General features: G+C 52.7%; 20 protein-coding genes. 2 read left to right on the plus strand and 18 right to left on the minus strand.

The window, feature by feature from the left end; all coding sequences use genetic code 11:
• Position 1 precedes the first annotated feature (1 nt).
• The 17 genes from ACFQI7_RS05690 to ACFQI7_RS05770 all read right to left on the minus strand — a co-directional run bounded on the left by ACFQI7_RS05690 (position 2) and on the right by ACFQI7_RS05770 (position 20,879).
• Positions 2-1,489, minus strand: a complete 1,488-nt coding sequence (locus ACFQI7_RS05690) for a UDP-N-acetylmuramoyl-L-alanyl-D-glutamate--2,6-diaminopimelate ligase (RefSeq protein ID WP_218097070.1) — start codon at positions 1,487-1,489, stop codon at positions 2-4.
• Positions 1,490-1,603: 114 nt separating this feature from the next.
• On the minus strand, positions 1,604-3,550 hold the full coding sequence (locus tag ACFQI7_RS05695) for a stage V sporulation protein D (RefSeq protein ID WP_218097069.1): 1,947 nt from the start codon (positions 3,548-3,550) through the stop codon (positions 1,604-1,606).
• Between the two features lie 195 nt (positions 3,551-3,745).
• Positions 3,746-6,067 carry a penicillin-binding transpeptidase domain-containing protein gene (locus ACFQI7_RS05700; protein WP_218097068.1) on the minus strand — a complete coding sequence of 774 codons (2,322 nt, stop codon included), beginning with the start codon at positions 6,065-6,067 and terminating at the stop codon, positions 3,746-3,748.
• Between the two features lie 29 nt (positions 6,068-6,096).
• Positions 6,097-6,558, minus strand: a complete 462-nt coding sequence (gene ftsL, locus ACFQI7_RS05705) for a cell division protein FtsL (protein ID WP_218097067.1) — start codon at positions 6,556-6,558, stop codon at positions 6,097-6,099.
• Positions 6,559-6,576: 18 nt separating this feature from the next.
• Positions 6,577-7,527, minus strand: a complete 951-nt coding sequence (rsmH, locus tag ACFQI7_RS05710; protein ID WP_218097066.1) for a 16S rRNA (cytosine(1402)-N(4))-methyltransferase RsmH — start codon at positions 7,525-7,527, stop codon at positions 6,577-6,579.
• Positions 7,528-7,547: 20 nt separating this feature from the next.
• Complete coding sequence (gene mraZ / locus ACFQI7_RS05715; RefSeq protein ID WP_218097498.1) at positions 7,548-7,985, minus strand: division/cell wall cluster transcriptional repressor MraZ; 438 nt, start codon at positions 7,983-7,985, stop codon at positions 7,548-7,550.
• A gap of 127 nt (positions 7,986-8,112) precedes the next feature.
• Complete coding sequence (locus tag ACFQI7_RS05720) at positions 8,113-9,183, minus strand: DUF4349 domain-containing protein (RefSeq protein ID WP_218097065.1); 1,071 nt, start codon at positions 9,181-9,183, stop codon at positions 8,113-8,115.
• 207 nt (positions 9,184-9,390) lie between these two features.
• The gene (locus ACFQI7_RS05725) at positions 9,391-10,656 is read right to left on the minus strand and encodes an adenosylhomocysteinase (RefSeq protein WP_218097064.1); all 1,266 of its coding nucleotides are present in this window, start codon (positions 10,654-10,656) and stop codon (positions 9,391-9,393) included.
• A 58-nt stretch (positions 10,657-10,714) separates the two neighbouring features.
• A complete protein-coding gene (gene bshC, locus ACFQI7_RS05730) occupies positions 10,715-12,352 on the minus strand; it encodes a bacillithiol biosynthesis cysteine-adding enzyme BshC (RefSeq protein WP_218097063.1) in 1,638 nt (545 codons plus the stop codon).
• A 167-nt stretch (positions 12,353-12,519) separates the two neighbouring features.
• Positions 12,520-13,482 carry an ABC transporter ATP-binding protein gene (locus ACFQI7_RS05735; protein ID WP_218097062.1) on the minus strand — a complete coding sequence of 321 codons (963 nt, stop codon included), beginning with the start codon at positions 13,480-13,482 and terminating at the stop codon, positions 12,520-12,522.
• Positions 13,479-14,504 carry an ABC transporter ATP-binding protein gene (locus ACFQI7_RS05740; RefSeq protein ID WP_218097061.1) on the minus strand — a complete coding sequence of 342 codons (1,026 nt, stop codon included), beginning with the start codon at positions 14,502-14,504 and terminating at the stop codon, positions 13,479-13,481. Before ACFQI7_RS05740 ends, ACFQI7_RS05735 begins: the two co-directional genes overlap by 4 nt.
• Positions 14,505-14,539: 35 nt before the next feature.
• Positions 14,540-15,454 carry an ABC transporter permease gene (locus ACFQI7_RS05745; RefSeq protein WP_329958200.1) on the minus strand — a complete coding sequence of 305 codons (915 nt, stop codon included), beginning with the start codon at positions 15,452-15,454 and terminating at the stop codon, positions 14,540-14,542.
• Positions 15,454-16,389 carry an ABC transporter permease gene (locus ACFQI7_RS05750; RefSeq protein WP_218097059.1) on the minus strand — a complete coding sequence of 312 codons (936 nt, stop codon included), beginning with the start codon at positions 16,387-16,389 and terminating at the stop codon, positions 15,454-15,456. The genes ACFQI7_RS05745 and ACFQI7_RS05750 overlap by 1 nt, the downstream gene beginning before the upstream one ends.
• Before the next feature lie 331 nt (positions 16,390-16,720).
• Positions 16,721-18,382 (minus strand): peptide ABC transporter substrate-binding protein, encoded by a 1,662-nt coding sequence (locus tag ACFQI7_RS05755; RefSeq protein ID WP_218097058.1) that lies wholly within the window; start codon positions 18,380-18,382, stop codon positions 16,721-16,723.
• Between the two features lie 325 nt (positions 18,383-18,707).
• Positions 18,708-19,103: a DUF3397 domain-containing protein gene (locus ACFQI7_RS05760; protein ID WP_218097057.1), complete on the minus strand. Its 396-nt coding sequence runs from the start codon at positions 19,101-19,103 to the stop codon at positions 18,708-18,710.
• Between the two features lie 17 nt (positions 19,104-19,120).
• Complete coding sequence (locus tag ACFQI7_RS05765) at positions 19,121-20,122, minus strand: ketopantoate reductase family protein (protein ID WP_218097056.1); 1,002 nt, start codon at positions 20,120-20,122, stop codon at positions 19,121-19,123.
• 109 nt (positions 20,123-20,231) lie between these two features.
• Positions 20,232-20,879, minus strand: coding sequence for an RsfA family transcriptional regulator (locus tag ACFQI7_RS05770; protein WP_218097055.1), 648 nt, complete (start codon positions 20,877-20,879; stop codon positions 20,232-20,234).
• A gap of 299 nt (positions 20,880-21,178) precedes the next feature.
• Between ACFQI7_RS05770 and ACFQI7_RS05775 the strand changes: the two genes are divergently transcribed.
• Positions 21,179-21,409 carry a DUF2626 domain-containing protein gene (locus ACFQI7_RS05775; RefSeq protein ID WP_218097054.1) on the plus strand — a complete coding sequence of 77 codons (231 nt, stop codon included), beginning with the start codon at positions 21,179-21,181 and terminating at the stop codon, positions 21,407-21,409.
• 64 nt (positions 21,410-21,473) lie between these two features.
• Here ACFQI7_RS05775 and ACFQI7_RS05780 read toward each other — a convergent pair whose 3' ends face one another.
• A complete protein-coding gene (locus ACFQI7_RS05780; RefSeq protein ID WP_230414623.1) occupies positions 21,474-22,610 on the minus strand; it encodes a class I SAM-dependent methyltransferase in 1,137 nt (378 codons plus the stop codon).
• Between the two features lie 87 nt (positions 22,611-22,697).
• Between ACFQI7_RS05780 and ACFQI7_RS05785 the strand changes: the two genes are divergently transcribed.
• Positions 22,698-23,630: a hypothetical protein gene (locus tag ACFQI7_RS05785; protein ID WP_218097053.1), complete on the plus strand. Its 933-nt coding sequence runs from the start codon at positions 22,698-22,700 to the stop codon at positions 23,628-23,630.
• Positions 23,631-23,712: the final 82 nt, after the last annotated feature.

The raw sequence follows: 23,712 nt of genomic DNA on the forward strand, positions 1-23,712 counted from the left end.
TTCATCGTCCCCTTATCGCTTCCTTCGCAACCTTCCGGTCGTCGAAATCATGCTTAATCCCCATGATGTCCTGATATGTTTCATGTCCTTTGCCCGCAATCAATACTACATCCCCCGGGGCCGCCATGGCAACCGCTTTTTCGATCGCTTGCCTGCGATCGGCAATAAGCTCGTAACCGTTAGGCTCGCATCCGGCTTCGATCAGCCCGGGCACGATGTCCCGGATAATCGATTCCGGCTCTTCGGTACGCGGATTATCCGAAGTGACGATGACATAGTCGCTATATTCCGCCGCCAGCTTGCCCATGACCGGCCGTTTCGTCCGGTCCCGGTCGCCGCCGCAGCCGAAGACGCAAAAAATTTTGCCTTCGGCAAACTGGCTGATCGTCGACAACGCATTTTCAAGTCCGTCCGGTGTATGGGCGTAGTCCACCAGAACAAGAAACGGCTGCCCTGCGTCAACGATCTCCATTCGCCCTTCCACGGATTGAATCCGGCTCAGGCTCTCCGCTATGCGACCAAGCTCCAGCCCTTCCGCCAAGGCGGCAGCAATAGCGCCCAACGCATTGTAGACGTTAAAGCGCCCCACCAGACGAAGCCGAATCTCTGCAGTGCCTTTGAAGGTGACGCAGCGAAACCGTGTCCCGCCGGACGTCATCTCGATGTTTTCCGCCCGAACGTCCGCGGAAGCATCGTCGATCCCGTAGGTGATCACCTGTGCGGAAGTTTGGCCGGCAAAGTCGCTTGAGGCCGCATCGTCCACATTCAGCACCGCAAAATGACGACGATTCGGATCTGCGTCAAATTCGTTGCCCATACGGGAGAACAGCAGCGCTTTGGCCGCCTGATACCGCTCCATCGTCAAATGATAATCCAGATGATCCTGGGTTAAATTCGTAAATATGCCGGTGCGGAAGCTGCAGCCTTTCACCCGCCCCCGTTCGAGTCCGTGCGAGGAAACTTCCATCAGACAATAATCTGTTCCCGCGTTCACCATCTCGCGAAGGATTCTTTGCAGTTCGAGCGCTTCCTGCGTATTCGTCGCATGATTCGGATGAAACTGCGTGCCGATTTTCACATGGATATTTCCCATGAGTCCGGTTCGAAAGCCGTGGTCGCTTAAAATGCTTTCCAGCAAATACGTCGTTGTCGTCTTGCCGTTCGTTCCAGTGACGCCGATCACTTTAAGCTCGCGACTCGGGTACCCGTAAAAATGGGCGGCAATGACGGCCATCGCGTATCTCGTATCTTTCACAATAAGCGTAGGGACCGCGGCCTGCAAGTCCCGCTCCGCCACAAGCGCCGCCGCCCCCTGTCCGATTACGCGTTCGGCAAAGTCGTGGCCGTCAAACGCCGTTCCGGTAATGCAGATGAACAGATCGCCCGGCCCTACTTTGCGGGAATCCATCTGCACTCCGGTAATTTCGGTGTTTCCGTCGCCGGTAAGCCGGCTAACGGGCAGCAGCGAAGCGAGTTCTTTCAGTTGCATTCCGGGTCCCCTCCATTTTTACACATGGTATCTATTATGGACAAAAAAATGCACGCTGAAAAGCCTAAATTTCGAAAAGTCAGTGAACTGTCGGTTTGCCGTCAGCCCGGTTCCTTACGGCTTTGAATCGGTCTCCGGCGGGGGAGCCGCATCCGACAAATAAATGCGGATCGTGGAGCCTTGTTCCACCCGCGTACCCGGTTTCGGCACCTGGTTGATGACGTTCTTCCCTGCTCCCGACTTGGCCAGCTGGAAGTTCATGTTCATATCTTCGTAAATATCCGTTAACGTCATGCCGATCAAATTCGGCACTTCTACGATTTTCGTATCTCCATAATTGTACTTCCGGTCGAGCTGATCTTTACGCTGCGGCACTTTCATGTATCGGAGCGTATCTTCCATAATGTTCTTTACAAGCGGCGCGGCGATCAGCCCGCCGAATTGGATCCCTTGCGGATCGTCGACAGCCGCATACACAACCACTTTCGGATCGTCCGCCGGCGCAAAGCCGATAAACGAGACGATATGCTCGTCAGCCGAGTAGCGGCCGTTGATGACTTTTTGCGCTGTCCCCGTCTTGCCGCCGACACGATAGCCGTCGATGAACGCGTTGCGTCCGGTCCCGTTGGCCACGACGCTTTCCAGCGTCTCGCGCACCTGCTTGGATGTCGCCTCCGAGATGACACGGCGCACCAGCTCCGGCTGAACCGTCTCGACCAGCTCACCGCTATCCGGTTTGTACCAGGCTCTCGCTACATGCGGCTTGAACAAATTGCCGCCGTTTACCGCAGCGGATACCGCAGCAATCTGCTGAATCGGAGTAACCGAGACGCCTTGGCCGAACGACGTCGTCGCGAGCTCAACCGGACCTACCCGGGAAGGCTTGAACATGATGCCGTTCTCTTCTCCGCCCAGATCGATACCCGTTTTTTTGCCGAAGCCGAATTTGTAGATGTAATCGAATAACGTATCTTTGCCAAGCCGCTGCCCCATCACGACAAATCCCGGGTTGCATGAATTTTCCACGACGCCGAGGAACGTTTCGCTTCCGTGCCCTCCCCGTTTCCAGCAGCGCAGCCGTGCGCCGGATACTTCGATCGCTCCGTCGTCGTAAAAGCTTTCGTTCAGGTTTACTTTTTTCTCTTCGAGCGCTGCGGCGAGCGTGATGATCTTGAATGTCGAGCCGGGCTCATAGGTCATCCAGATCGGCAAGTTGCGGTTATAATTTTCGACCGGATAATCCCTGTAATTGCCCGGCTCGTATCCCGGCCGCGAGCCCATCGCCAATATTTCGCCGTTATTCGGGTCCATCGCAATGGCGATGACATGCTTCGGTTGATACTTCACCATCGCTTGATCCAGCTCGCGCTCCATAATGGACTGAATATGACCGTCGATCGTCAGCTGCAAGTTCATTCCGTCGAGCGGCGGCTTGTATTCGTCGTTCGAGCCCGGCATCGTCTTGCCATTGGCCGTAGCCAAATACGAAATACTGCCGTTTATGCCGGTCAAATTTTTATCATACTTCAACTCTATGCCCGTTAATCCCTGATTATCAATACCTGTAAAGCCAAGCACGTGCGCGGCTAATCCCCCGAAAGGATAGTACCGTTTGTTGTCTTCCGTCACCCGGATGCCCGGCAAAAACAGATTCCGGACTTCCTCCGCTTTCTCCATCGTCATCTTCCTGCCGGCCGGATTAATGTAGACGCTTTTCTCATGCTTCGTAATCAGCTTGTAGACGGACTCCTCGCTCATCTCCAGCACCGCAGCCAGTTTGGCAGCCGTTTCCTTCGGATCTTTGATCTGTGCCGGAATCGCCAAAACGGTTGGCGTGCTGATGTTGTAAGCCAGACGCATGCCGTTGCGGTCCAATATTTCCCCTCGTTTGGCGGTAACGCGAATGTCGCGCCGCCACGATTCCTCCGCTTTATCCGACAGCTCGGGACCAGCCCACAGCTGTACATATGCGAGCCGCACGACAAGTGCAAAAAATAAAATGGTTCCTACAACGAGTGCGGCGAATAGCCTGCGGCGAACCGTTACGTTCGATGCCCTCATGCCCGCTTCTTCCCCTCCCTGAACAGAGAATCATTCATATCATCCCTATTCGGGACAACCCGGGGTTAGAACAAGCTATCGGTCCAGTTCGCCAACTTTTATAGACAAGCGTCTCCACGGCTACAACTTGATCATGCCGCATCGCAGCAGATAATACACGAATCTCTGTTAGGGCAGCCGTCGCCGCACCTGCCGCTAGCGCTGGGCTGTCTTTTTATCCGAGCCGCCCGAACTTGAACCGGCTGCGGCGTTCTTCTTCGGCGGCGGTGTCACCGGCGGTTTGGCCGTTGTCGTATCCGTTTTCGCATTTTTATCCGTCTTACCGGCGAGCTGGTTGTACGGTTTAAGCTGCAGCGTGACCATGCGCGCGTCCCCTTCGCCTTCCAGCGATTGCGCAGCGACATAGCCTTCGCCCGTCGACGTACAGCGGGTTTTAATGAACGAGCACACTTCCATGGCGTCACGGAGCGATTTTCCGGTCAAGTCCGGAACGCCGATTTCACCGCTATCCTGAAGTAATACATACATTCGCTGCGCACCGCCGATTTCTGTACCTGGCGTAGGAGATTGGGCGATGATATTGGAACCTTTGCCTATCGTCTCCACGGTAATGCCAAATTGACTCATCGTCGATCGCGCCTGTTCGGCGGGTACTCCCATAAAATCTGGAACCGTCGTGCGCATATCGCGTTCGACCGCCTGAATTTGCTGCTTGGCTGCCGTCGACGGTGCTACGCCCATATAGCGCAGCGATTGGGACATAATTTCCTTGAAGGCCGGAGCGAGCACATCGCCGCCCAGATGGTAGTTGCCGCCCAAATCCGGCTGGTCTGCAATCAGCGTAATCAAAATGCGCGGATTTTCGATCGGCGCATAGCCGATGAAGGAAATGACCCATTTACCTTCGGCGTACCCTTTTTCTCCCGGTTCGACGAGGTTGGCGGTTCCGGTTTTGCCTGCAATCCGGTACCCTTCGATATATGCTTTTCGCCCCGTTCCGATTTCCTGATCAGAGACGACGGTTTCCAAATATTCGCTGACCTGCGCCGCCGTTTTTTCCGAAACGACTTCACGGATCACTTTGGGCTCATTCTTTTGAATGACCTCACCCGTTTCCGGATTGTATATTTCTTTAATCAGATGAGGCCACATCAGCTTTCCGCCATTGGCGATCGCCGCGTAAGCCGCCGTCTGTTGAATCGCAGTCGCCGTCATCCCTTGACCGTAAGTCGCGGTCGCAAATTCAGCCGGATATTTCATTTTGACGATGCCGGGCACTTCTCCGGGAATATCCACGTTCGTTTTCGCGCCAAAGCCGAACTTATCGATATATTGCCGCAGCTTTTCCTGTCCCAGCTTCTCCAAGCCGAGCTTAACAAACGCTACGTTACTGGAACGCTTGAGGCCTTCCAAATACGAAATTTTCCCCCATCCGACGATATTATGGTCATGCAGCGTACGTCCGGGAACCTGGATGGCGCCCGATTGGTATTTGTCTGTCGGATTGAATAAATTTTCTTCAACCGCACCGGCCAATGTTACGATCTTGAACGTCGAGCCCGGCTCATACTGGGAGACGATCGCATGATTTTGAAAATCGCTCATTTGCTTTGTTTCCCAATAGCGGTTCGGGTTGAATGAAGGCGTGTTGGCCAGCCCGAGAATTTCCATCGTCTTCGGATCGACGGCGATCGCCGTCAAGCTTTTCGGATGCCATTTGTCGTTCACTTTATCAAGCGCATTCTCGAGATAAAATTGAATGTTTTTATCAAGCGTCAAGACGACGTTGTTTCCATTAATTGCCTTCTTGTATTCCGCCTTCGAATTCGGCAGCTCCACTCCATAGCGGTCCGACTCGTAGCTAAGCGAGCCGGGAACACCTTTCAAGTATGTATCCAGCTGCGCTTCAAGCCCCATCTTGGGCACGCCTTCCTTATCGCTGTAGCCGAGCAGATGGGCCGCCAGCTTGCCGCCCGGATAAAAGCGTTTGCTCTCCGGCCTCAGCAAAATGCCGACGCTCTTGTTCTTTCCTTCGATGCTTTGCTGCAGCCGTTCCGTCAGTTTCTTGATTTGGTCCGCCACTTCCGCATCGATCTTCCATCCGTCGTTGCCGAGCTCCACTTGCGCGTAATAATCGCCGTTCGCTCTTTTTTTATTCAGCCGTTCCCTGATTTGATTCGCGAGCGCATCAACGGCCGCGGGATCGCCAGGCGGCTTCAGTATCGCCGCGAGTTCGGTTGCGACCACGTTCTCGAACCCTTTCTCGTGAATCGTCTTCGGCACGAGAGCGAGCGTATAGGCCGGGGCGTCTTCAGCCAGTACTTTGCCGTTGGTGTCCATAATGGCGCCGCGAATCGGCAGCAGCTCCTTGTCGGTCGCCCATTTTTCCTTGGCCATGGTGAGCAGCTCCTCCCCATGAACCACCTGAACCCAATACAATCGTGTTACAAGAACAAGAAAAAGGAGGGTAAATATCCCTCCGATCAGCAGCGAACGCAATTTCACTTTTTTTGTCATGTCATTTTCCCCCTATTCCCGCAAACAGATCAGGGTTGATCCTTTGTTTTTTTGCCCGCACTCGAACCGGACGGCGGATTGCTAGCCACTTGCTTGGGCGAGGTTGCGCCGCCGCTCTTCGCGTTGCCGGCCGGCTTAATTTGATTTTCCTCCGGAACGACAAGACCCAGTTTTTTCGCTTCTTCGCCAAGGCGCTCCGGCGACGACAGCGCATCCACTTTATGCTTCAGCACGCTGTTCTCCGCCTCCAGCTGCTTGATTTTCGTCTCGATCTTATTAATATTTGTGTTCATTTCATAGATTTGGGCATAACGCCAAATGATGAGGCCCGCCACCACCACGCAGATCGCTACAGTGAACAAATACAGCAGCTTCTCTTGCACCGGCAGCGACTTGTTGTTGCGGTTTACCGCTTTTTTCGGTTCCTTCGGTTTTACTTTGTTCTCCGAGCGCTGTTCCACCGCTAAACTCCCATGAATATAAGCCGGCAAGATGGTTCCCCCTTAGTTTCAAAGTTTTTCCGCTATGCGAAGCTTCGCCGAACGCGCCCGCGGATTCATTTCCAATTCCTCCGCGCTCGCCTCGATCGGCTTGCGATTGACAAGTTTGACGATCCCTTTGTTGCCGCATACGCACATCGGAAAATCCGGCGGGCATGTGCATTTGGCGACGTATTTGTTGAACGTCTGTTTGCAGATACGATCCTCCAACGAGTGGAAAGTTATAACGGATGCGCGCCCTCCCGGGGCGAGGCATCGGATTGTCTGCTCCAACGCTTCCTCAAAAGCGCCCAATTCGTCATTGACCGCGATGCGCAGCGCCTGGAAGCTGCGCTTGGCCGGATGCGGTCCCGTTCTCCGCGCCGCGGCGGGAATCGCTTCCTTGATCAGCTCCGCGAGCTCCGATGTTGTCTCGATCGGTTTCTTTGCGCGGGCTGCTGCGATATTCGCTGCAATACGCCGTGAAAATTTTTCCTCGCTGTATTTGAACAAAATTTCTGCAATTTCCTGCTCCGACCAATCGTTTACGATATCCCGGGCCGTCAGCGGCGCCGTTTGGTCCATCCGCATGTCAAGCTCGGCATCCTGGTTGTAGCTGAAGCCGCGATCCGCTTCGTCCAGCTGCGGGGAAGAAACGCCAAGATCGAACAGCACGCCGTCCACCTGAGGCTTGCCGTTCTTCATTGCCTGCGGGATCCGGGAAAGCTCCCGTTCCAAAAAGCGGAAATTGCTGCGCACGAGCTTCACCCGATCCGCAACCGGGGCCAAACGTTCCGCTGCATTAGCAAGCGCGGCATCATCCTGATCGAATGCGATCAGCGTTCCGCCGGAATGAAGCTGATTTGCGATCAACAGACTGTGCCCGGCTCCGCCGAGCGTACAGTCGACGTATACGCCGTCAGGCTTGATATGTAGTCCTTGTACCGCTTCCTCTTTCAACACCGTAATATGATGAAACATGCCCGCATCCTCCTGAACGTTTACAAATCGAAGTTGAAGTCAACCAATTTCTCGGCAATCTCGTTGAACGATTCTTCCGATTGCTCGGCATAGTTTTCCCAGATTGCCCTGCTCCAAATCTCCACCCGATTGGAAACGCCGATCACGACGCAATCTTTCTCCAGCTTGGCATGTTCGATCAGATTGTTCGGCAGATTGACTCTGCCCTGTTTGTCCAGCTCGCACTCGGTCGCTCCGGAGAAGAAAAAACGGGTAAATGCGCGAGCGTCCGATTTCATCAGCGGCAGCGCCTTGAGCTTCTGCTCCAGCACCGCCCATTCATCCATTGGGTATACGAATAAGCATTGGTCCAGGCCGCGAGTGACGATAAACGATGTTCCGAGGGCTTCGCGAAATTTCGCGGGCACGATCATTCGGCCTTTTTCATCAACGGTATGTTGATATTCCCCCATAAACATCCCACTCGCCACCCCCTTTCCTCCACTTTAACCCACTTTCCTCCACCTGTAAACTATAATTCGCTGTATGGAACAAAAAATCCTGCTTCGTCCCTAAGACGAAAACAGGATTTTTCATAGGTACCGTCTATTCCAGCTCTTTCGGAGTGGCCTCCGTTGTTTCCGGCAGCTTGTTGTGCTCGGCAAGCTGCTTGCGGATATCGGCCAGCTTCGCTTTTCTTTTTCCCCTGACAAACCACAGCGGTACGCCGATAATGATGAGAAGCGCTATAATCGGCAGCGCTCCGGCCGCAAATACGACAAACCACTGGAACATGACGGACAATACGGTCACGCTGCCGTTTAACGCCGCCACGGCCCGGTTCAGCAGCGGCCCCCGGTCTTTTGAGCCGATGACCTCGGCGGATCCGATCTTTTGCGTCAATCTCAGCTCGATGGTGGAGTAAGCGACATTTTGCTCCAAATAGCGCATTCTGCCCTTGATACGCTCGATTTCTTCCTGAACTTTCCCGAGCTCACTCGAAAATGCGACAAGCTCGTCGGTTTTCGTCGCCTTCTCCATGAACGAAATCAACCGTTCTTCCACGACTTGCTTGGCCTTCAGCCGCGAAGACAAATCGACGTATTCTTCAGTCACGTCCTGCCCCTGCATATTTTTTTGCATGGTCGGGTTGATTTGTTCCAGCATCGTCAGCAGCGATTGAAAGCCGTTCGCAGGAACTTTGATGATAAACGTCCCGCCCTTTTCGGCAGCCGCCATATTTTCGCTGAACTGCAAAATGTACGCTCCGGACTGCCTGACGGCTTCCTGTACCTTGGCCGCGGTGTCCTGGTATTTCTCCACCTGCATGACGAGATTGGCTTTGTAAATGATTTTGCGGCTGAACGGGTCGGTCGCCTCCGGCGCCGTTTCTCCCGTGAAGCTGCCGCCGGCCGCCGTGTTCGAAGAAGCCTTGGCGTCCGACGCAGCCGTCGCTTTATCCGCTTTTTCCGCTGAAGCGCTACCGTTCGCCTGCTGCGCACTCGGCATGGCTGCACTGAGCTCCGAGCTTTTCGAAGCCGCTGAATCGCCGGTGCCGCAGCCTGATAGCACGCCTACAACCGCCACTAACACAGCCAGCGACGCACACACTCCTTTCGTCAAGCCGACCATTCCCCGGTACTGCCGCAAAAAGCCCGCCCTTGCTTTGTTTCGCATCGCTAATCCCCCTTATTTTTGCGAAAACTGGCAGCGAATCCGCTTCAAACGATTCGCTATCACCATAGACGGAACGGTTATCGGCATTGTTGCATGATGTTGGAAAAACAGCCAAGAGTTTCAATACAACCAAACAAAAAAACTCTCCCGATGAATACATCATCGAGAGAGTTTGATTCGAACGCTCGCGAAGCGAGACGCGAACTATTAATGCTCTGCCCAGCTGTCCAAATAGGATTGCTGTTCCACCGTAAGCGTATCGATTCCCATTCCCATGGCAGCAAGCTTGAAACGGGCTACTTGCTCATCCAGCTCATAAGGAACGTTTACAACTTTGTTGCCGATTTGCTTGTAGTTGTCGTTCACGTACTTGAGCGACATCGCCTGCAGCGCGAACGTCATGTCCATAATTTCCGCCGGGTGACCGTCGCCGGCTGCCAGGTTTACGAGGCGGCCTTCCGCCAAAATGTAAAACTTGCGTCCGTCCTGCAGCTTATACTCTTCGATGTTGCGGCGAACGGTACGTTTCGATACGGACATCGCTTCCAGCTCCGGCTTATTCACTTCAACGTCGAAGTGGCCAGCGTTGGACAAGATCGCGCCGTCCTTCATCACTTTGTAATGCTCCCCGCGGATAACATCGCGGTTGCCCGTTACGGTAACGAAGAAATCGCCCAATTGGGCCGCTTCCGTCATCGGCATGACTGCAAAGCCGTCCATGTAAGCTTCAACCGCTTTGATCGCATCGATTTCCGTAACGATCACGTTCGCACCCAATCCTTTGGCCCGCATTGCAACGCCTTTGCCGCACCAGCCGTAACCGACGACGACAACGGTTTTGCCAGCGACGACCAGGTTCGTTGTCCGGTTGATGCCGTCCCATACGGATTGCCCCGTACCGTAACGGTTGTCGAACAAGTATTTGCAGAAGGCGTCGTTAACGGCAACCATCGGGAATTGAAGCTGCCCTTCTTTTTCCAAAGACTTCAGGCGCAAAATACCGGTCGTCGTTTCTTCCGCGCCGCCGCGCACTTTTTTGAGCAAATCTTTGCGCTCGGAATGGAGAATGGTCACGAGATCCCCGCCGTCGTCAATGATCAGGTCCGGCTCGGTTTCCAGCGTTTTGATCAGCAACTCTTTATATTCTTGCGGATCCGGATTGTACTTCGCAAAAACGGTAATGCCGTCTTCTACAAGCGCTGCGCATACATCATCTTGTGTAGAAAGCGGATTGGAGCCGCAGATCGCCACTTCGGCGCCGCCGGCTTGCACCACTTTAGCCAGGTAAGCGGTTTTTGCTTCCAGGTGAAGCGAAATCGCCACTTTCAGCCCTTTGAACGGCTGTTCCTTCTCGAACTGCTCGCGGATGCGGTTCAGCACCGGCATATGGGCGTTAACCCAATCGATTTTCAAATGCCCTTCCGGAGCCAATTTGATATCGCGAATAATGCTTTGATTCACTGTGCTTGCCATGAATAAAATTCCTCCTTGAATAGTTAGATAGTCGTGTCGTATGATTCCTAGTCTTGCTTTATATGTAACATACCCTGTGCTTTCCATCCGGCTCCAGCGGAAGCTCAAGCAGCTCCTTCAGCCAACCTTCGCCGTATTTATTAATGTACGAGGCTATGTTAAATACCCTTTCTTGCGGTTTGCCGCCGGGAATCAGCGACATGCCGATCCGTTCGAATTGACGGATGCCGGATTCGAATTGCGATCGCATTCCGTCCTCCGACTTTTGCTTCAAAAACTCGATCTGTTCGATGATTTTGCCGAGATTCGTCTCACCCAGCTTGCGCAGTCCCGGATTAATCCCGCCGATTGCCTCAATGAGCGGTTCATAGCTGTCCTTGAACCGCGACTTGACTTCGCCGAATCGCTCCTCCAAGTTGAGCTGATCCTGCTCCCGCAGCCATCCCTGCTGTTTGTCTTCCAGCCGGAACAGCACATCCTCCAGACTCAGATCGAATTTCTTCATATTTTTCTGCACGGTGCCTTCCAGCAGCGTAAACTCAAGTCTGGGAAGGAGCAGCGGCATCCGCATGCCGAGCAGATGGAACGCTTCGCGGGTAAGTCCCCAATAAGCGATCTCGGATCGTCCGAGAACGGCGCCCAACACCGGGAACAAGTAATCCTGCATCAGCGGCCGGGTCATCACGTTGTTGCTCAGACGCTCCGGTGATGATTCGGCCAAATCCGCCAAATATTCGCGCGAATAACGCCGCTCGCCTCTTCTGTCTGTAAAACCGTTCCCGTCCTCCGCCGGATAAAGCAATATCCGCTCGCCGCCATCGTACACGAACAGGTTTGCTCCGCGGTCATGAAGCTCCGCCTGCGGCTGATAGCCGCCTGAGAGCACGCGCTCTTTGCCTTTCAGCAAAGCGCTGTGAATAGCGTCGCTCCGCTCCACGAGCTGTTGGAACATTGGAGATTCAAGCCTGCGTATGTGCGGATCGTCCGAGTCAACGAACACGAGCCCGTACGCACCGAACAGCTTGGCCATGATCCGGGCGAAATAATCGACCAGCGAGGTCGAGCTGTCCGCCATCGAGCGAAGCGAAGCCATAAGCTCCGCGCGAAACTCGGTCGGCATGAGCGATTGCTCCATCTGCGCAAGCGCTTCCTCCCATTGCTCGTGGGGAATTACGGTTTGACTGACGGACGTTCGCAGCCCTGTCGGATGCTCCAGCTTTACTTTCTCCACCTTCAAATCCGAAGACAGGTAGTGGAAGTGGTTCACCTCGTCAAAATCATGATCCTCTCCCGCGATCCAAAACACAGGTACCACCGGGCGTTTCAGCTTGTCTGATGCCTGCTTCGCCGTCTGAATGAGCGTGATCGCCTTGTAGATGACCAAGAGCGGGCCGGTAAATAAGCTGGCCTGCTGCCCCCCGACGATACAAAGCGTGCGTCGGTCCTTTAGCAGCTCCGCCTGACGGATCGTCGCCTCGGAGCCGCCAATCGCCGTGTTGAAACGAATCAGCGCCTCCGAAAGCGCGTTTCGATCCGCTCCGCCCGAACGCTCCTTATCCAGCCAATCGGCCCTTTCTTGCCAGCCGGCCGCTTCCCACGGATTATAGTCGAACAAATCGCCCACTTTATCAAACCGGTGAATATAGTCCTCCGTCAAAGGCTGGCCGGACTTCCAATGAATTGCCTCTACTTGCAAAGCTTGCCGCCACCCTCCCGTATGTATTGCGATGCGCTCAAGGTATGACAACCTGATGCGCGTCCTTTGCTTAATAATTGAAGCTTAATATATTGTACACATGTTCCCGGCAATCGTCAAAGCAAAAACAGCCCTTCGTTCGATGAAACGAAGGGCTGTTTCCTCTATTATTTATGCAAGTGGCATGCGACGAAATGACCCGGCTCCACTTCCTTGAATTCAGGCATAGCGGCGGCGCATTCCGACATCGCCATCGGACAGCGCGTGCGGAACGGGCAGCCGCTCGGCGGGTTCAGCGGGCTTGGAATTTCGCCTTCCAAAATGATGCGTTCTCTGTGCCGCTCCACTTCCGGATCCGGGATCGGAATAGCAGACAACAGCGACTGCGTATACGGATGCAGCGGCTTTGCGTATAAAGCTTCCGACGTCGTCACCTCAACAAGCTTACCGAGATACATTACGCCGATCCGGTCGGAAATATGCTTTACCATCGCAAGGTCGTGGGCAATGAACAAATAGGTCAGCCCCCGCTCCTTCTGCAGCTTTTTGAACAAATTGACGACTTGTGCTTGCACGGATACGTCCAGCGCCGAGATCGGTTCGTCGGCGATGATGAACTTCGGTTCGATCGCAAGCGCCCGCGCGATCCCAATCCGTTGACGCTGACCGCCTGAAAACTCATGCGGGAAACGGCTGGCATGCTCTTCGTTCAGGCCGACGTCGCGCAGCAGTTGGAACACGCGCTCCTTGCGCTTGCTTCCGGACATCAGCCCGTGAATGTCGATCCCCTCGGCAATAATGTTGCCGACGGTCATGCGGGGATTCAGCGAAGCGTACGGATCCTGGAACACCATCTGCATGTCCCGGCGGAAATCGAGCAGCTTCTTCCCGCGAAGATTGTGCACGTTCTCGCCGTTAAACAACACTTCGCCGCCGGTCGACTCATACAGACGGATGATCGTGCGTCCCGTCGTCGACTTACCGCAGCCGGATTCGCCCACGAGACCGAACGTTTCTCCCCGCTCGATGGCGAAGCTGATATTATCGACGGCTTTCAGCGTTTTGCCTCCGCCCAATTGGAAATGCTTCTGCAAATTGCGAACTTCCAGCAACGGTTGTTGGTTGCTCATCGTGCCGCACCTCCCGCTTCCACCGGACGCTCCACTTTCGGAGCTCCTTCATGCAGCAGCCAGCAAGCCGCCGAATGCGTATCGGACAGCTTCGTATGCTCCGGATCGATCTGGCCGCATACGCCCATCGCATACGGGCAGCGGGCCGCGAACGCGCAGCCTTTCGGCGGAGCGAACAAATCCGGAGGCGTACCGGGAATCGGCACGAGCTCGCTGTCTTTCTTCTGATCGAGACGCGGTACGGAACGAAGCAATCCCCATGTGTACGGATGCTTCGATTCGTAGAAAATTTCGTCCACGGTGCCTTGTTCCACAACTTTGCCGGCATACATGACGATGACGCGCTGCGCCATCTCGGCTACAACGCCGAGGTCGTGGGTAATGACGATAATCGAAGCTTCCGTCTTCTCGGAAAGCTTCTTCATCAGCTCGATAATTTGCGCTTGAATCGTGACGTCGAGCGCCGTCGTCGGTTCGTCGGCGATGAGCAGCTTCGGATTGCACGCAAGCGCAATGGCGATCATGACGCGCTGGCGCATCCCGCCGGAAAACTCATGCGGATATTGCTGCATGCGCCCTTCCGGATTCGACATGCCGACAAGCTTCAATATTTCGAGCGCGCGCTTGTTCGCTTCCTCGCGGCTTACTTTCTGATGCTTGATGATGCCTTCCGTGATCTGTTTGCCGACGGTCATCGTCGGATTGAGCGAAGTCATCGGATCCTGGAAAATCATCCCCATCTCCGAGCCGCGTATTTTTTCCATCGCTTTATTGGATATACGGGTAATTTCCGTTTTCCCGTCGAATTTGATAGAGCCATTCTTGATGACGCTTGGCGGCGAAGGAATAAGACGCATGATCGTTTGCGCCGTAACGGATTTCCCGCATCCGGACTCCCCTACGATCGCCAGCACTTCCCCTTTTTTCAGATCAAAGGAGACGCCTCTTACCGCCTGAACTTCCCCCGCATACGTGCGAAAAGATACTTTCAGATCGCGAACTTCCAATATATTGTTATTCATCGTTTGCAGCACCTCCCCATGAACTGATAGCTTGCTTACTTGCGCATTTTCGGATCAAGCGCATCGCGCAGACCGTCGCCAAGCAGGTTGAAGCTGAGCAAAATCCAGCTGAATACGATCGTCGGGAAAATGACCCGGTGCGGGTACAACCGAATGTTGTTTGCTCCGTCGGAAAGCAGCGACCCCAGCGAAGCCAGCGGCACGCGAATGCCAAGGCCGATAAAACTTAGGAACGCCTCGACAAAAATCGCCGAAGGTACGATAAACGTAATTTGCACGATAATTAAGCCGAGTGCATTCGGCACCAAGTGCTTCAATATAATGCGCGCCCCGCCGGCGCCGAGCGTTTTCGCCGCGAGCACATATTCCTGCTCTTTCAGCGTCAATATTTGACCGCGTACGAGCCGCGCCATCGGCACCCATCCCGTAATCGCGTATGCAATAATGATCGTTTTGAAACCGGGACCGATGACGACAATGAGCAAAATCGAAATGAGCAAAAACGGAATGGAGTAAATGATTTCGATTATCCGCTGCATAATGTCGTCTACGCGTCCGCCGTAATAAGCGGAAATCCCGCCGTACAGGACACCGAACACAAGGTCGAGTGCCGCTGCCGTAAGGCCGATCAGCAAGGAAATGCGGGTGCCCCACCAAATCCGCACCCATAAGTCGCGGCCGAAATCATCCGTTCCGAACCAGTGCGAGGCGGACGGCGTCTGATTTTTGATCGCATAATCCTGCGTTGCGTAATCGAAGTGGGAAAAAATCGGCCCGAATATTGCAAGGACGGACAGCAAAACCAAGCTGCACAGCCCGAACATCGCCAGCTTGTTTTTCTTCAGCCTTCTCCAGGCATCCTGCCAGTACGTCTGGGAAGGCCGCACAATGGTCTCTTGGCCGAGGACATCTTTGTTCAGCGGCTGAAACATATCTTTCGAAACTTCCATCACTTGCTGCCCCCTCTCGCCAGACGTATGCGCGGATCAACCAAACCGTAAATGATGTCGGTAATAAACAGAACGACAACGAGTATAAAAGCATAGAAAATAGTAAGTCCGGTAATCATAGTATAGTCATTCGAATAAATTGATTGTACGAAATGCTTGCCCAGTCCCGGTACGACGAAAATTTGCTCGACAATGAGCGTACCTGTAATCAGGTTGACGAAAACCGGTCCAAGAACGGTAATGACCGGCAGTATCGCGTTGCGAAGCGTATGTCTGACAACAATGGCACGCTGGGACAAGCCCTTGGACATCGCAGTTTTAATGTAATCCTGATTCAATACGTCGAGCATCGCCGTTCGCATAAGCCTCGCCAAGATGGCAATGGTCCCGAACGACAAGGCAATGGCGGGCAGCACCCTCGAAGACGGCCCCGTCCACATCCCCGGCGGAAGCCACCCTAATTTGACCCCTACAAAATACGATAACAGCGGCCCCAGCACAAAGGACGGAATCGAAATCCCTGCTACAGCGGTGAACATCGCTGCGATATCCAAACCTTTATTATGGTTCAAAGACGCGATAATCCCCAAGATGAGACCAACGACAATGGCAATGCCAAGTGCCCATAAACCGAGCTCCAGCGAGGCGGGAAAACCTTGCTTAATGATTTCGGTAACTTTCCGCGTCGGAAAGGCGAAAGATACTCCGAGATCGCCGTGAATCACGTTGTTCATATACTTCAAATACTGATCCCAGATCGGCTTATCCAAGCCGTATTGGGCGTACAAAATCTTTTTCTGCTCGATCGTCATCTTCTGCGAATCTTCACCGAACGGATCTCCCGGCAAGTTTTTCATCAGAACGAAAGTGAACGTGACGATGAGCCACAATGTCATGATCATATAAACCAGCCGACGCAATAAGAAGCGAAGCATGGCACACCTCCTGAGCTTGTTCAAAGAAAACGTCAAACAGTTACGGTCGCATAATTGCAGGCAGAACTGTTTCGCAAGCATAGACGCTTCGGTGGCTATGTTTGCGAAGCAGTTCCGATCGGTTATTTGCCTATTGAAAAAATCGGACCGTTCCAATAAAGATTAGAACGGTCCCTGTTGCAACGGCAAGCCGGTTGAAACGGCGGGCAGTTGTCAACCATTTGAAACAGCGACACCAATCCACGGCTAGTTGTCGTAAGCCGCTAGCACTGACAAGCAGTGCTCACTTTTCGCGGCAAGGCAGCTGTCTAAACAACGTGCAGCGCATCGCTTACTTCAAGTAAGTCCAGCGAAGCTCCCATTCTTTGGACATGGCAGGCAAGATCAAGCCTTCAACGTTCGGCTTCTTCGCATACGGTCTTGTACGGAAGTAAAGCGGAGAAATCGAAGCGTCGGACATGAGCACTTTTTCAGCGTCAATCATCATTTTGGAACGCTTCGCAAGATCAACCTCTTTATCCGCGCCCTTCACCAGATCGTCATACTGCTTGCTGCTGTACTGCATGTAGTTAAACGATTTATTATCCGAAAGCCACATATCAAGGAACGTCATCGGATCGTTGTAATCCGCACCCCACAGACCGATCAGCGCATCGAAGTTGTATTCCTGCATGTTTTTGACGCGCAGCGCGAACGGCAGCGGTTCTCCGTCAACGTCGATACCCAGGTTTTGTTTCCATTGCGCCTGAATGAATTCGATCGTTTTCTTCGATGTTTCCGTATCGTCGGAAGTCAGCTTGAACTTCGGCAGCGAAGCCATGTTCAGCTCTTTCAAGCCTTCGGCCAGCAATTGCTTTGCTTTGGCAGGATCGTACGGAGGCTGCGTATCGCCGGCCACTTTACGGAATTCCTGCTTGTTGCCGTCAAGAACGGTGCCTGGAACAAGACCCGTCGACGGAATCGAAGTTCCGCCCAGAATGACTTCGTTAAACGTTTTGCGGTCGATCGCCATACCAAGCGCCTGCTTGATTTTCGTATTGGCGAAGGCAGGTACTTTTTTGTTTTGGAACAACACGTAAGCCGTTACGAATTCTTTCTTGAACACGAGATCAGGCTTGCCTTGATACATTTTCGGCTGGTCGCCTTTCAACTCGGTCAAGTCGACCTGATTCGTCTCGTACATATTGAGCGACGTGTTTGGGTCTTTCACCACGTTGACGGTGACTTTGGTCAACTTGATGTTCGCCGCATCCCAATAATTTTCGTTTTTCACCATGACCAGTTGCTGTTCATGATCCCATTTTTCCATCTTGAACGGACCGGCGCCCATAATTTTGTCGGCATCGGCACCGTTTTTATCGCCTTGTTTCTTCACAAAATCAGGATTTTGCGGGAAGAAGAGCGGCATCGCGAGCTGATCCGTGAAGAAAGCTACCGGTCTTTCCAGCGTAATTTCAAGCGTCTTGTCGTCTTTTGCCTTTACGCCGAGAGCCGCTTTTTTCGCTTCCAGCTCCTCCGGCTTTGCTGTATTCAAAGCGGCGCCGCCTTTAATCCAGGCCAGCATCGTCGCATATTTCGCTTTTGTCGCAGGATCCAGCGTCCGCTGATAAGCCCAGACGAAATCGCTCGCTTTGAGCGGCGAACCGTCGGCCCACTTCAATCCGTCACGAAGCGTGATCGTATATACAAGCCCGTCGGCGGAAACTTTCGGAAGCTCTTTGGCAAGCGCAGGCTGCGGCTTTCCGTCGGCATCCAGACGGTACAATCCTTCGTTAACGGCGTTCAAAATCGTGAAAGACGGGTTCGTAGTCGCGATCGAACTGTCTATCGCAGGCGGCTCGGCCGACAAGTTGATCCGCAGCTCTTGCGCCGGCGCTTTTGTATCGCCCGCAGCTCCCCCTGCATCTTTCTTTCCGCTATCCGCGCATCCGGCAGCCACAGCTCCGAGCATGGCCGTTACCGTAGCGTAAACCAGAAGCTTTTGAAACTTCATAAATCCATCCCCTTTGTGAATATGTAATTATATGGTATCTATATATCACGTGAGATTTCATGACATATAGGTAACGCAAATAATCCATCTCTGATATTATAAGATCATGCGCAAAATGTAAATACTCTGAAACCGTTACCAATAAATAATTATACAACCATAGGTCAATAAAATCTAGGAACATATTTTTACAGAAGGGTAATTACTTTTCCATTTTCATCCGATGCCTCCATATTTTTGAACAAAAAGAAAAAGAGCCTATTCCTTAGGCTCCCATTTCCAGATGAAAATTATTCATTTTCCACTATGATTTCTACCATAACTTTTACAGCTTAAACATAAACTTTCCGATTCCGACAAACAGCAGCAATACATAGAAAGCCGTCAGCAGAACGAATCCGAATCTGCTGAGCGTCCTTGCGATTTTTAGCAGATCGACGCGTCCCTTCATCCGGGTCTGGAGATTGCCGAGCAGTCCTGCCGCTACGAGAAACAGCAGCACAATCGTCCAAAGCAGCATTCCCGACCCAAAGATGCTGCGGCTCATGTAAGCGACGGAACCTACTAGGAACAGCGTCGTAATATCCATACTGAGATGCGTTGATTTTCGTTTATCGCGGCTTAAACCATAAGCAATGAACCAGGTGATGAAAAAGGCCACGAAGGGAACGAGCGCAAGCGTCATATAGAGCTTGTTAAGCCAATCAAGCAGCATATTCATGCAATCCCACCGTTTCGTCACAGTAGTTGAGTTCGGCCTCCGGCTTCCGCCCCCGCTTCTATCGCTTTCACCAACCGATAAACCGTTTGATGTGCGGGTACAACCAGTCCTGCCTTTTTCGCTTCCCTCATAATCCCACCCGTGATGTAGTCAATCTCCGTCATTCTTCCGGCCAGCAAATCCTGAAGCATCGACGAACGGTTGCCTGCCGTCTTGCGGCAAACCTCGAGCAGCTGCTCCCATAAGTCGGGATCAAGAGATAGCCCCAGTTTATCGGCCGTTGCCACCGCTTCGTCAACCAGCGTCCGCATCAGCTCCATCGCTTCCGGCCGCTGCAGCAGTTCGCCGTTGTGAACCCGAAGAATGGCGGTCAAAGGGTTTATAGCGGAATTAATAATCAATTTTTGCCAAACTCTGCTAGTGATGTTTTTCGACAAAAATGTATGGAATCCTGCAAGATTTAGCAGTTCCGCCAGTTTTTTTTGCGCTTCGTCCGCCTCACGACTCCCGGCCGGGCGGACCGGACCGATCCAGGTCGTACCGTTCCCGGTATGTATAACCTCATGATCGGATCGTTTCATTGCGCCCTCCGTCGTCACTGCAGCGAAAATCCGCTCCTCAGGCACGAGGCGAGACAGCGCATCGATATGGCCGATGCCGTTCTGCAGGCAGACCACCCAGCTTGCAGGTCCTGTCAGACGCTCGACTTGCTCCACAAATTCCGGGGTGAATGCTGCCTGCTTGACCGCCAAAATAATAAAATGAATGCGTTCTTCACTCTCGCCTGCAATGGAAGCATCCTCCGCCAGCATACGAATGTGCGGCCGCACGATCGTTTCATTCACTTTCGCCGATTCCTCTATACCGCTCCTAAACCGCACGCCGTTTTCCAGCAGCAGTTGCCTCTGAGCCGGTCTTCTAGCGCACAATTCCATCCGAAAGCCGGCCATACCAAGCTTCGCCGCAAACAGCAAGCCTACCGCACCGGCTCCGACGACCGTTAATCGGACTCGTCCCATCCAATCCCCCCATCGTTAATCTCTTTTTCTACCTATCATAGCAGATCCCCATAAACGAACAAACCCCGGATCTCCTGCAATGAGGAAACCGGGGCATTATGTCGTAAATCTATTCAATTCGTTCCAAATTCCCGTTCTCGTCCATTTTAAACCGCGTCTTCGCTTCTTCTTCCTCCTCGGCTAAAAAAGCAAGCTTGCGCGCCCGGTCCATGATTTGGATCAGCGCTTTGTAGTCGTCGTTCACGACGCGGTAGTCCGATGAAACTTCATTGACTTGACTTTTCAGCACATCGTTTTCACTGCGAAGTCTCTCAAGCTCATCCTGCTTATCGTTCAGTTCCTTCTCGAGTTGGCGAATATGGCGCACCATCTCTTGATAGCTTCCTTTCCACTGCCGTAAAAAGCGTATGACTGCATCGATCGATATTTCCTCTACGATTCCGTCACTGCGCATGGAACTTTCGGCTCCAACCGAACCGGATACGCTGCTGGCCACGGAAGCAAACGCAGGCGAATGCTTCTTTTGTTGGCTTCGTTTTTGACGCTGCGCTTTCGCGATTTGAATGGACGCCTCATATTTTTTCCTAACAAAGCTATTCCAGCGGAAACCGCAAGCTGCCGCGGTTCGGCCTATTTTTTCCCCAACCTCCTCGAACGCGGATAGCTGTGTGCTGCCTTCTCGGATATGTCTTAATGTCACCTCCGCCAATATCAAATCGTCTTCCTCGCTCCATGCATCTTGTCTGATTGCAGTCATCGAGCAGTCCTCCCAACCCAAAAGGTATCATCCACATCTATGAATGGTGGTTCGCAAATTATGTGATGCTTTACTTTATCTCTATGCCCATGGTAGAGTTCATAGAATACTTTTCTAGTAATTTGTATTGCCATTTTTTCAGGTCGCCATACATGTTTGGGGGACGAGAAGGAAATGATATGGTGAAGAAAAGCAAATTGACTTAATTTCGTCACGGATTTGACGTTTACACCTGCAGGTGGAAAAGTTATAATGTTGGATAGTAACTTTAGATGTGACCGTAGAAAGGGGGATGCAGGATGGATCGCATGTTTCGAGTTCTAGGCTTTTGGACGCTTGCAATCGGGCTCATGGCGCTGGCCGGTGACTTTATCCCGATGGCATTGATCTTTTTTGCCCAGACGGCGATTTTCGTGCTTTTAGGATACATGAAATTATCCGAACGCGCCTACATATTGATTTTTTGGGGGTACATGATCGTATCGTTTACCGGTTTCACTTACTGGTCTTTCTTCAAGATGTCGGTGTAACCAATCCTCCGGTAACCCAGTGCTTTAAAGTGAACGAACGGCAAAAAAAGAACCGCGATTCCGATCAGGACGGCGGTTCTTTTTTTTGAATCAACACTTTGAACAGTTCGCTCATCTGGTCGCTGAGCAGCAGCTGCCGTATCGCTCTGTTGCGCCTCGCCTCAGGCGAGAACGGATCGCGCGCATCGTGGGACTGCAGCCGCTGCAGCAGTCCGTTTCGAACGAGAAACTGCTTTTGCGTCATCAGCTCCGTTGCTTTCAACCCTCCATTTTCTCCGGCCCGGATCAATGCGCTGAAGTTGACGTGCGCGGTCATATCCTGCTCTCCCGGAAACTGCAGCGGCGTATCCGAAGCCACATGCTTGCGGTAACAAAGCAGCGTGCCGTTCATTCGATGCGGTGCGTAAAGCTCCTCGCCGACGTCCCCATAATCGATCGTAAGCACTGTACCTTGTTCCAGCGCCGCGGCAACCGAACGCATCCAGTCTGTGGCTGCGAGATTCACTTCAAACTGTTGGCCTTCCCGGCAAGGGATGTGCTCCTCGCGGATATAAGCAAGCACCGCTTCGTCCGTAAGCAGACGTTCCGCTTCCGCTAGCTCGTTCTTTTCCTCGTCCCAGTACACGACCTTTTCCATCCATCGGCCATTGCTCACGACGATCCGAAATACCGGGAACGCATCAGGCAGCTCGTTCGACAGAACAAGCGTATTGACCCAAGGCCCCTGGCGATACCATTGATCAGCCGTATAGTACCGCACCTTGCCTGCATGATCGGTAAGCACGGACGATTGCAGCTCGCGATGGTAGCCGCTTGTTTCCACGCTAATATATTCAAGTCGGCCGTACAGCTCCGGCGCCGTTGCCTGGAGCGTATCCAGAAGCTGCACCGCAAGCTTTCCGCTGCCTCCGCCCCATTCCGCGATGCGAACCGTCTCAGCTGCTCTGCCAGTCCAGAAAGGCTCGTTCACGATCCATTCGGCGATCGTGTCGGCAAGCAAGCCGCCGATAGATGCAGCCGTGTAAAAATCGCCGCTTCGGCCAATCTTCTCTTCGCTTCTCATATAGTATCCGAGGGAAGGATGATACAAGCATAATTCCATAAAACGGCGAAACGAAATCGCTTGTTCCGATGCTGCCGCTATTTCTCGTTTGATCGTTTCCATTAAGCTGGAGCTTCCTTGTTGCATCGTTTCGTTCAAGTTCGCCACCTCACACCTTTTTACTACAGACAAACCGAAACCCGCTCGTTATAATAGGATGAGAATTCATATAGAGGAGCGGAAGTCTTGTTTAACCCTAAAGCTATTGCCATCGTCTTGTTGTTATGCTGCGTGCTCCTGCTCGCCGCCGGGTGCACCGATCACAAGCAGCTGAAGCAGGATTTGCTTCAGGCGGCGCAAAAACAAGAGCATATTCAAACGTACCGCTTCAGCGGCCATGCGGATATGAAGCTCGACGCGTCACTCTTCGCGGGTATGCCGCCGTTAACCGCCGCTGTGCTTTCCATGTTCAAGGAAAGTTCAATCGATTATAGCGGCAGCGTGTCGTTATTGGAGCCTCTCCGAATGGAATCGATCTTTAAAGTGACGCCTAAAGGCTCAGGGACGCCCATGGAAATCCCGATCCTTCTTAAAGATAACAAAATGTATGTCCGGTTGCCAATCGTAAATAAGCTAGATGAATATATGCAGGTGCCGCTGGGAGAGCATGCGGATCGGTTGAAACAGACGGGTCACCTTGGCTCGGCCATCGTTACGAAGATGCTCGAGGGGATTAACCCGGATTGGCTTGAACCGGTTCCACAAGAGCAAACCGCTGCAGCCAAAGGAACGGACTCCAAGACCATTACACTGAAGATGACGGGCAAAAATGAACAAGCGGCGACCGCTTATTTCAATGGAATCATCCCCAGCCTGCTCGATGAACTGTTGATGAGCGGTTTAAGCACCGATGCGCAACACGGACAATGGAAAAAGACAACGGAGCGTCTGAAACCGACGGTCCCTTCCTTCATTACCGTGACGATCGATCCTGACGGCTTTATTCGCGAACAGTCGGGAATATTGCATCTTCAATGGGACGGCGCAGCTTCGAGTGAAATCAACTGGAAGCATACGATTAGCGATATAAATGGAACGCCCGTCTTCGCAATGGAAGTGCCGAAGCAAGTGAAACCGATAAGCGAATTTCTTCGAATGCTCGATCGACCCAAAAAATAAGCGTTCCAAAAATACTTTTCACCTCTCGGCAGGCGTGAAAAGTATTTTTTTGGCATTTTTTACGAAAAGTCATGATATTCTT

The sequence above is a fragment of the Paenibacillus allorhizosphaerae genome (assembly GCF_042659105.1).
GTDB lineage: Bacteria > Bacillota > Bacilli > Paenibacillales > NBRC-103111 > Paenibacillus_G > Paenibacillus_G allorhizosphaerae.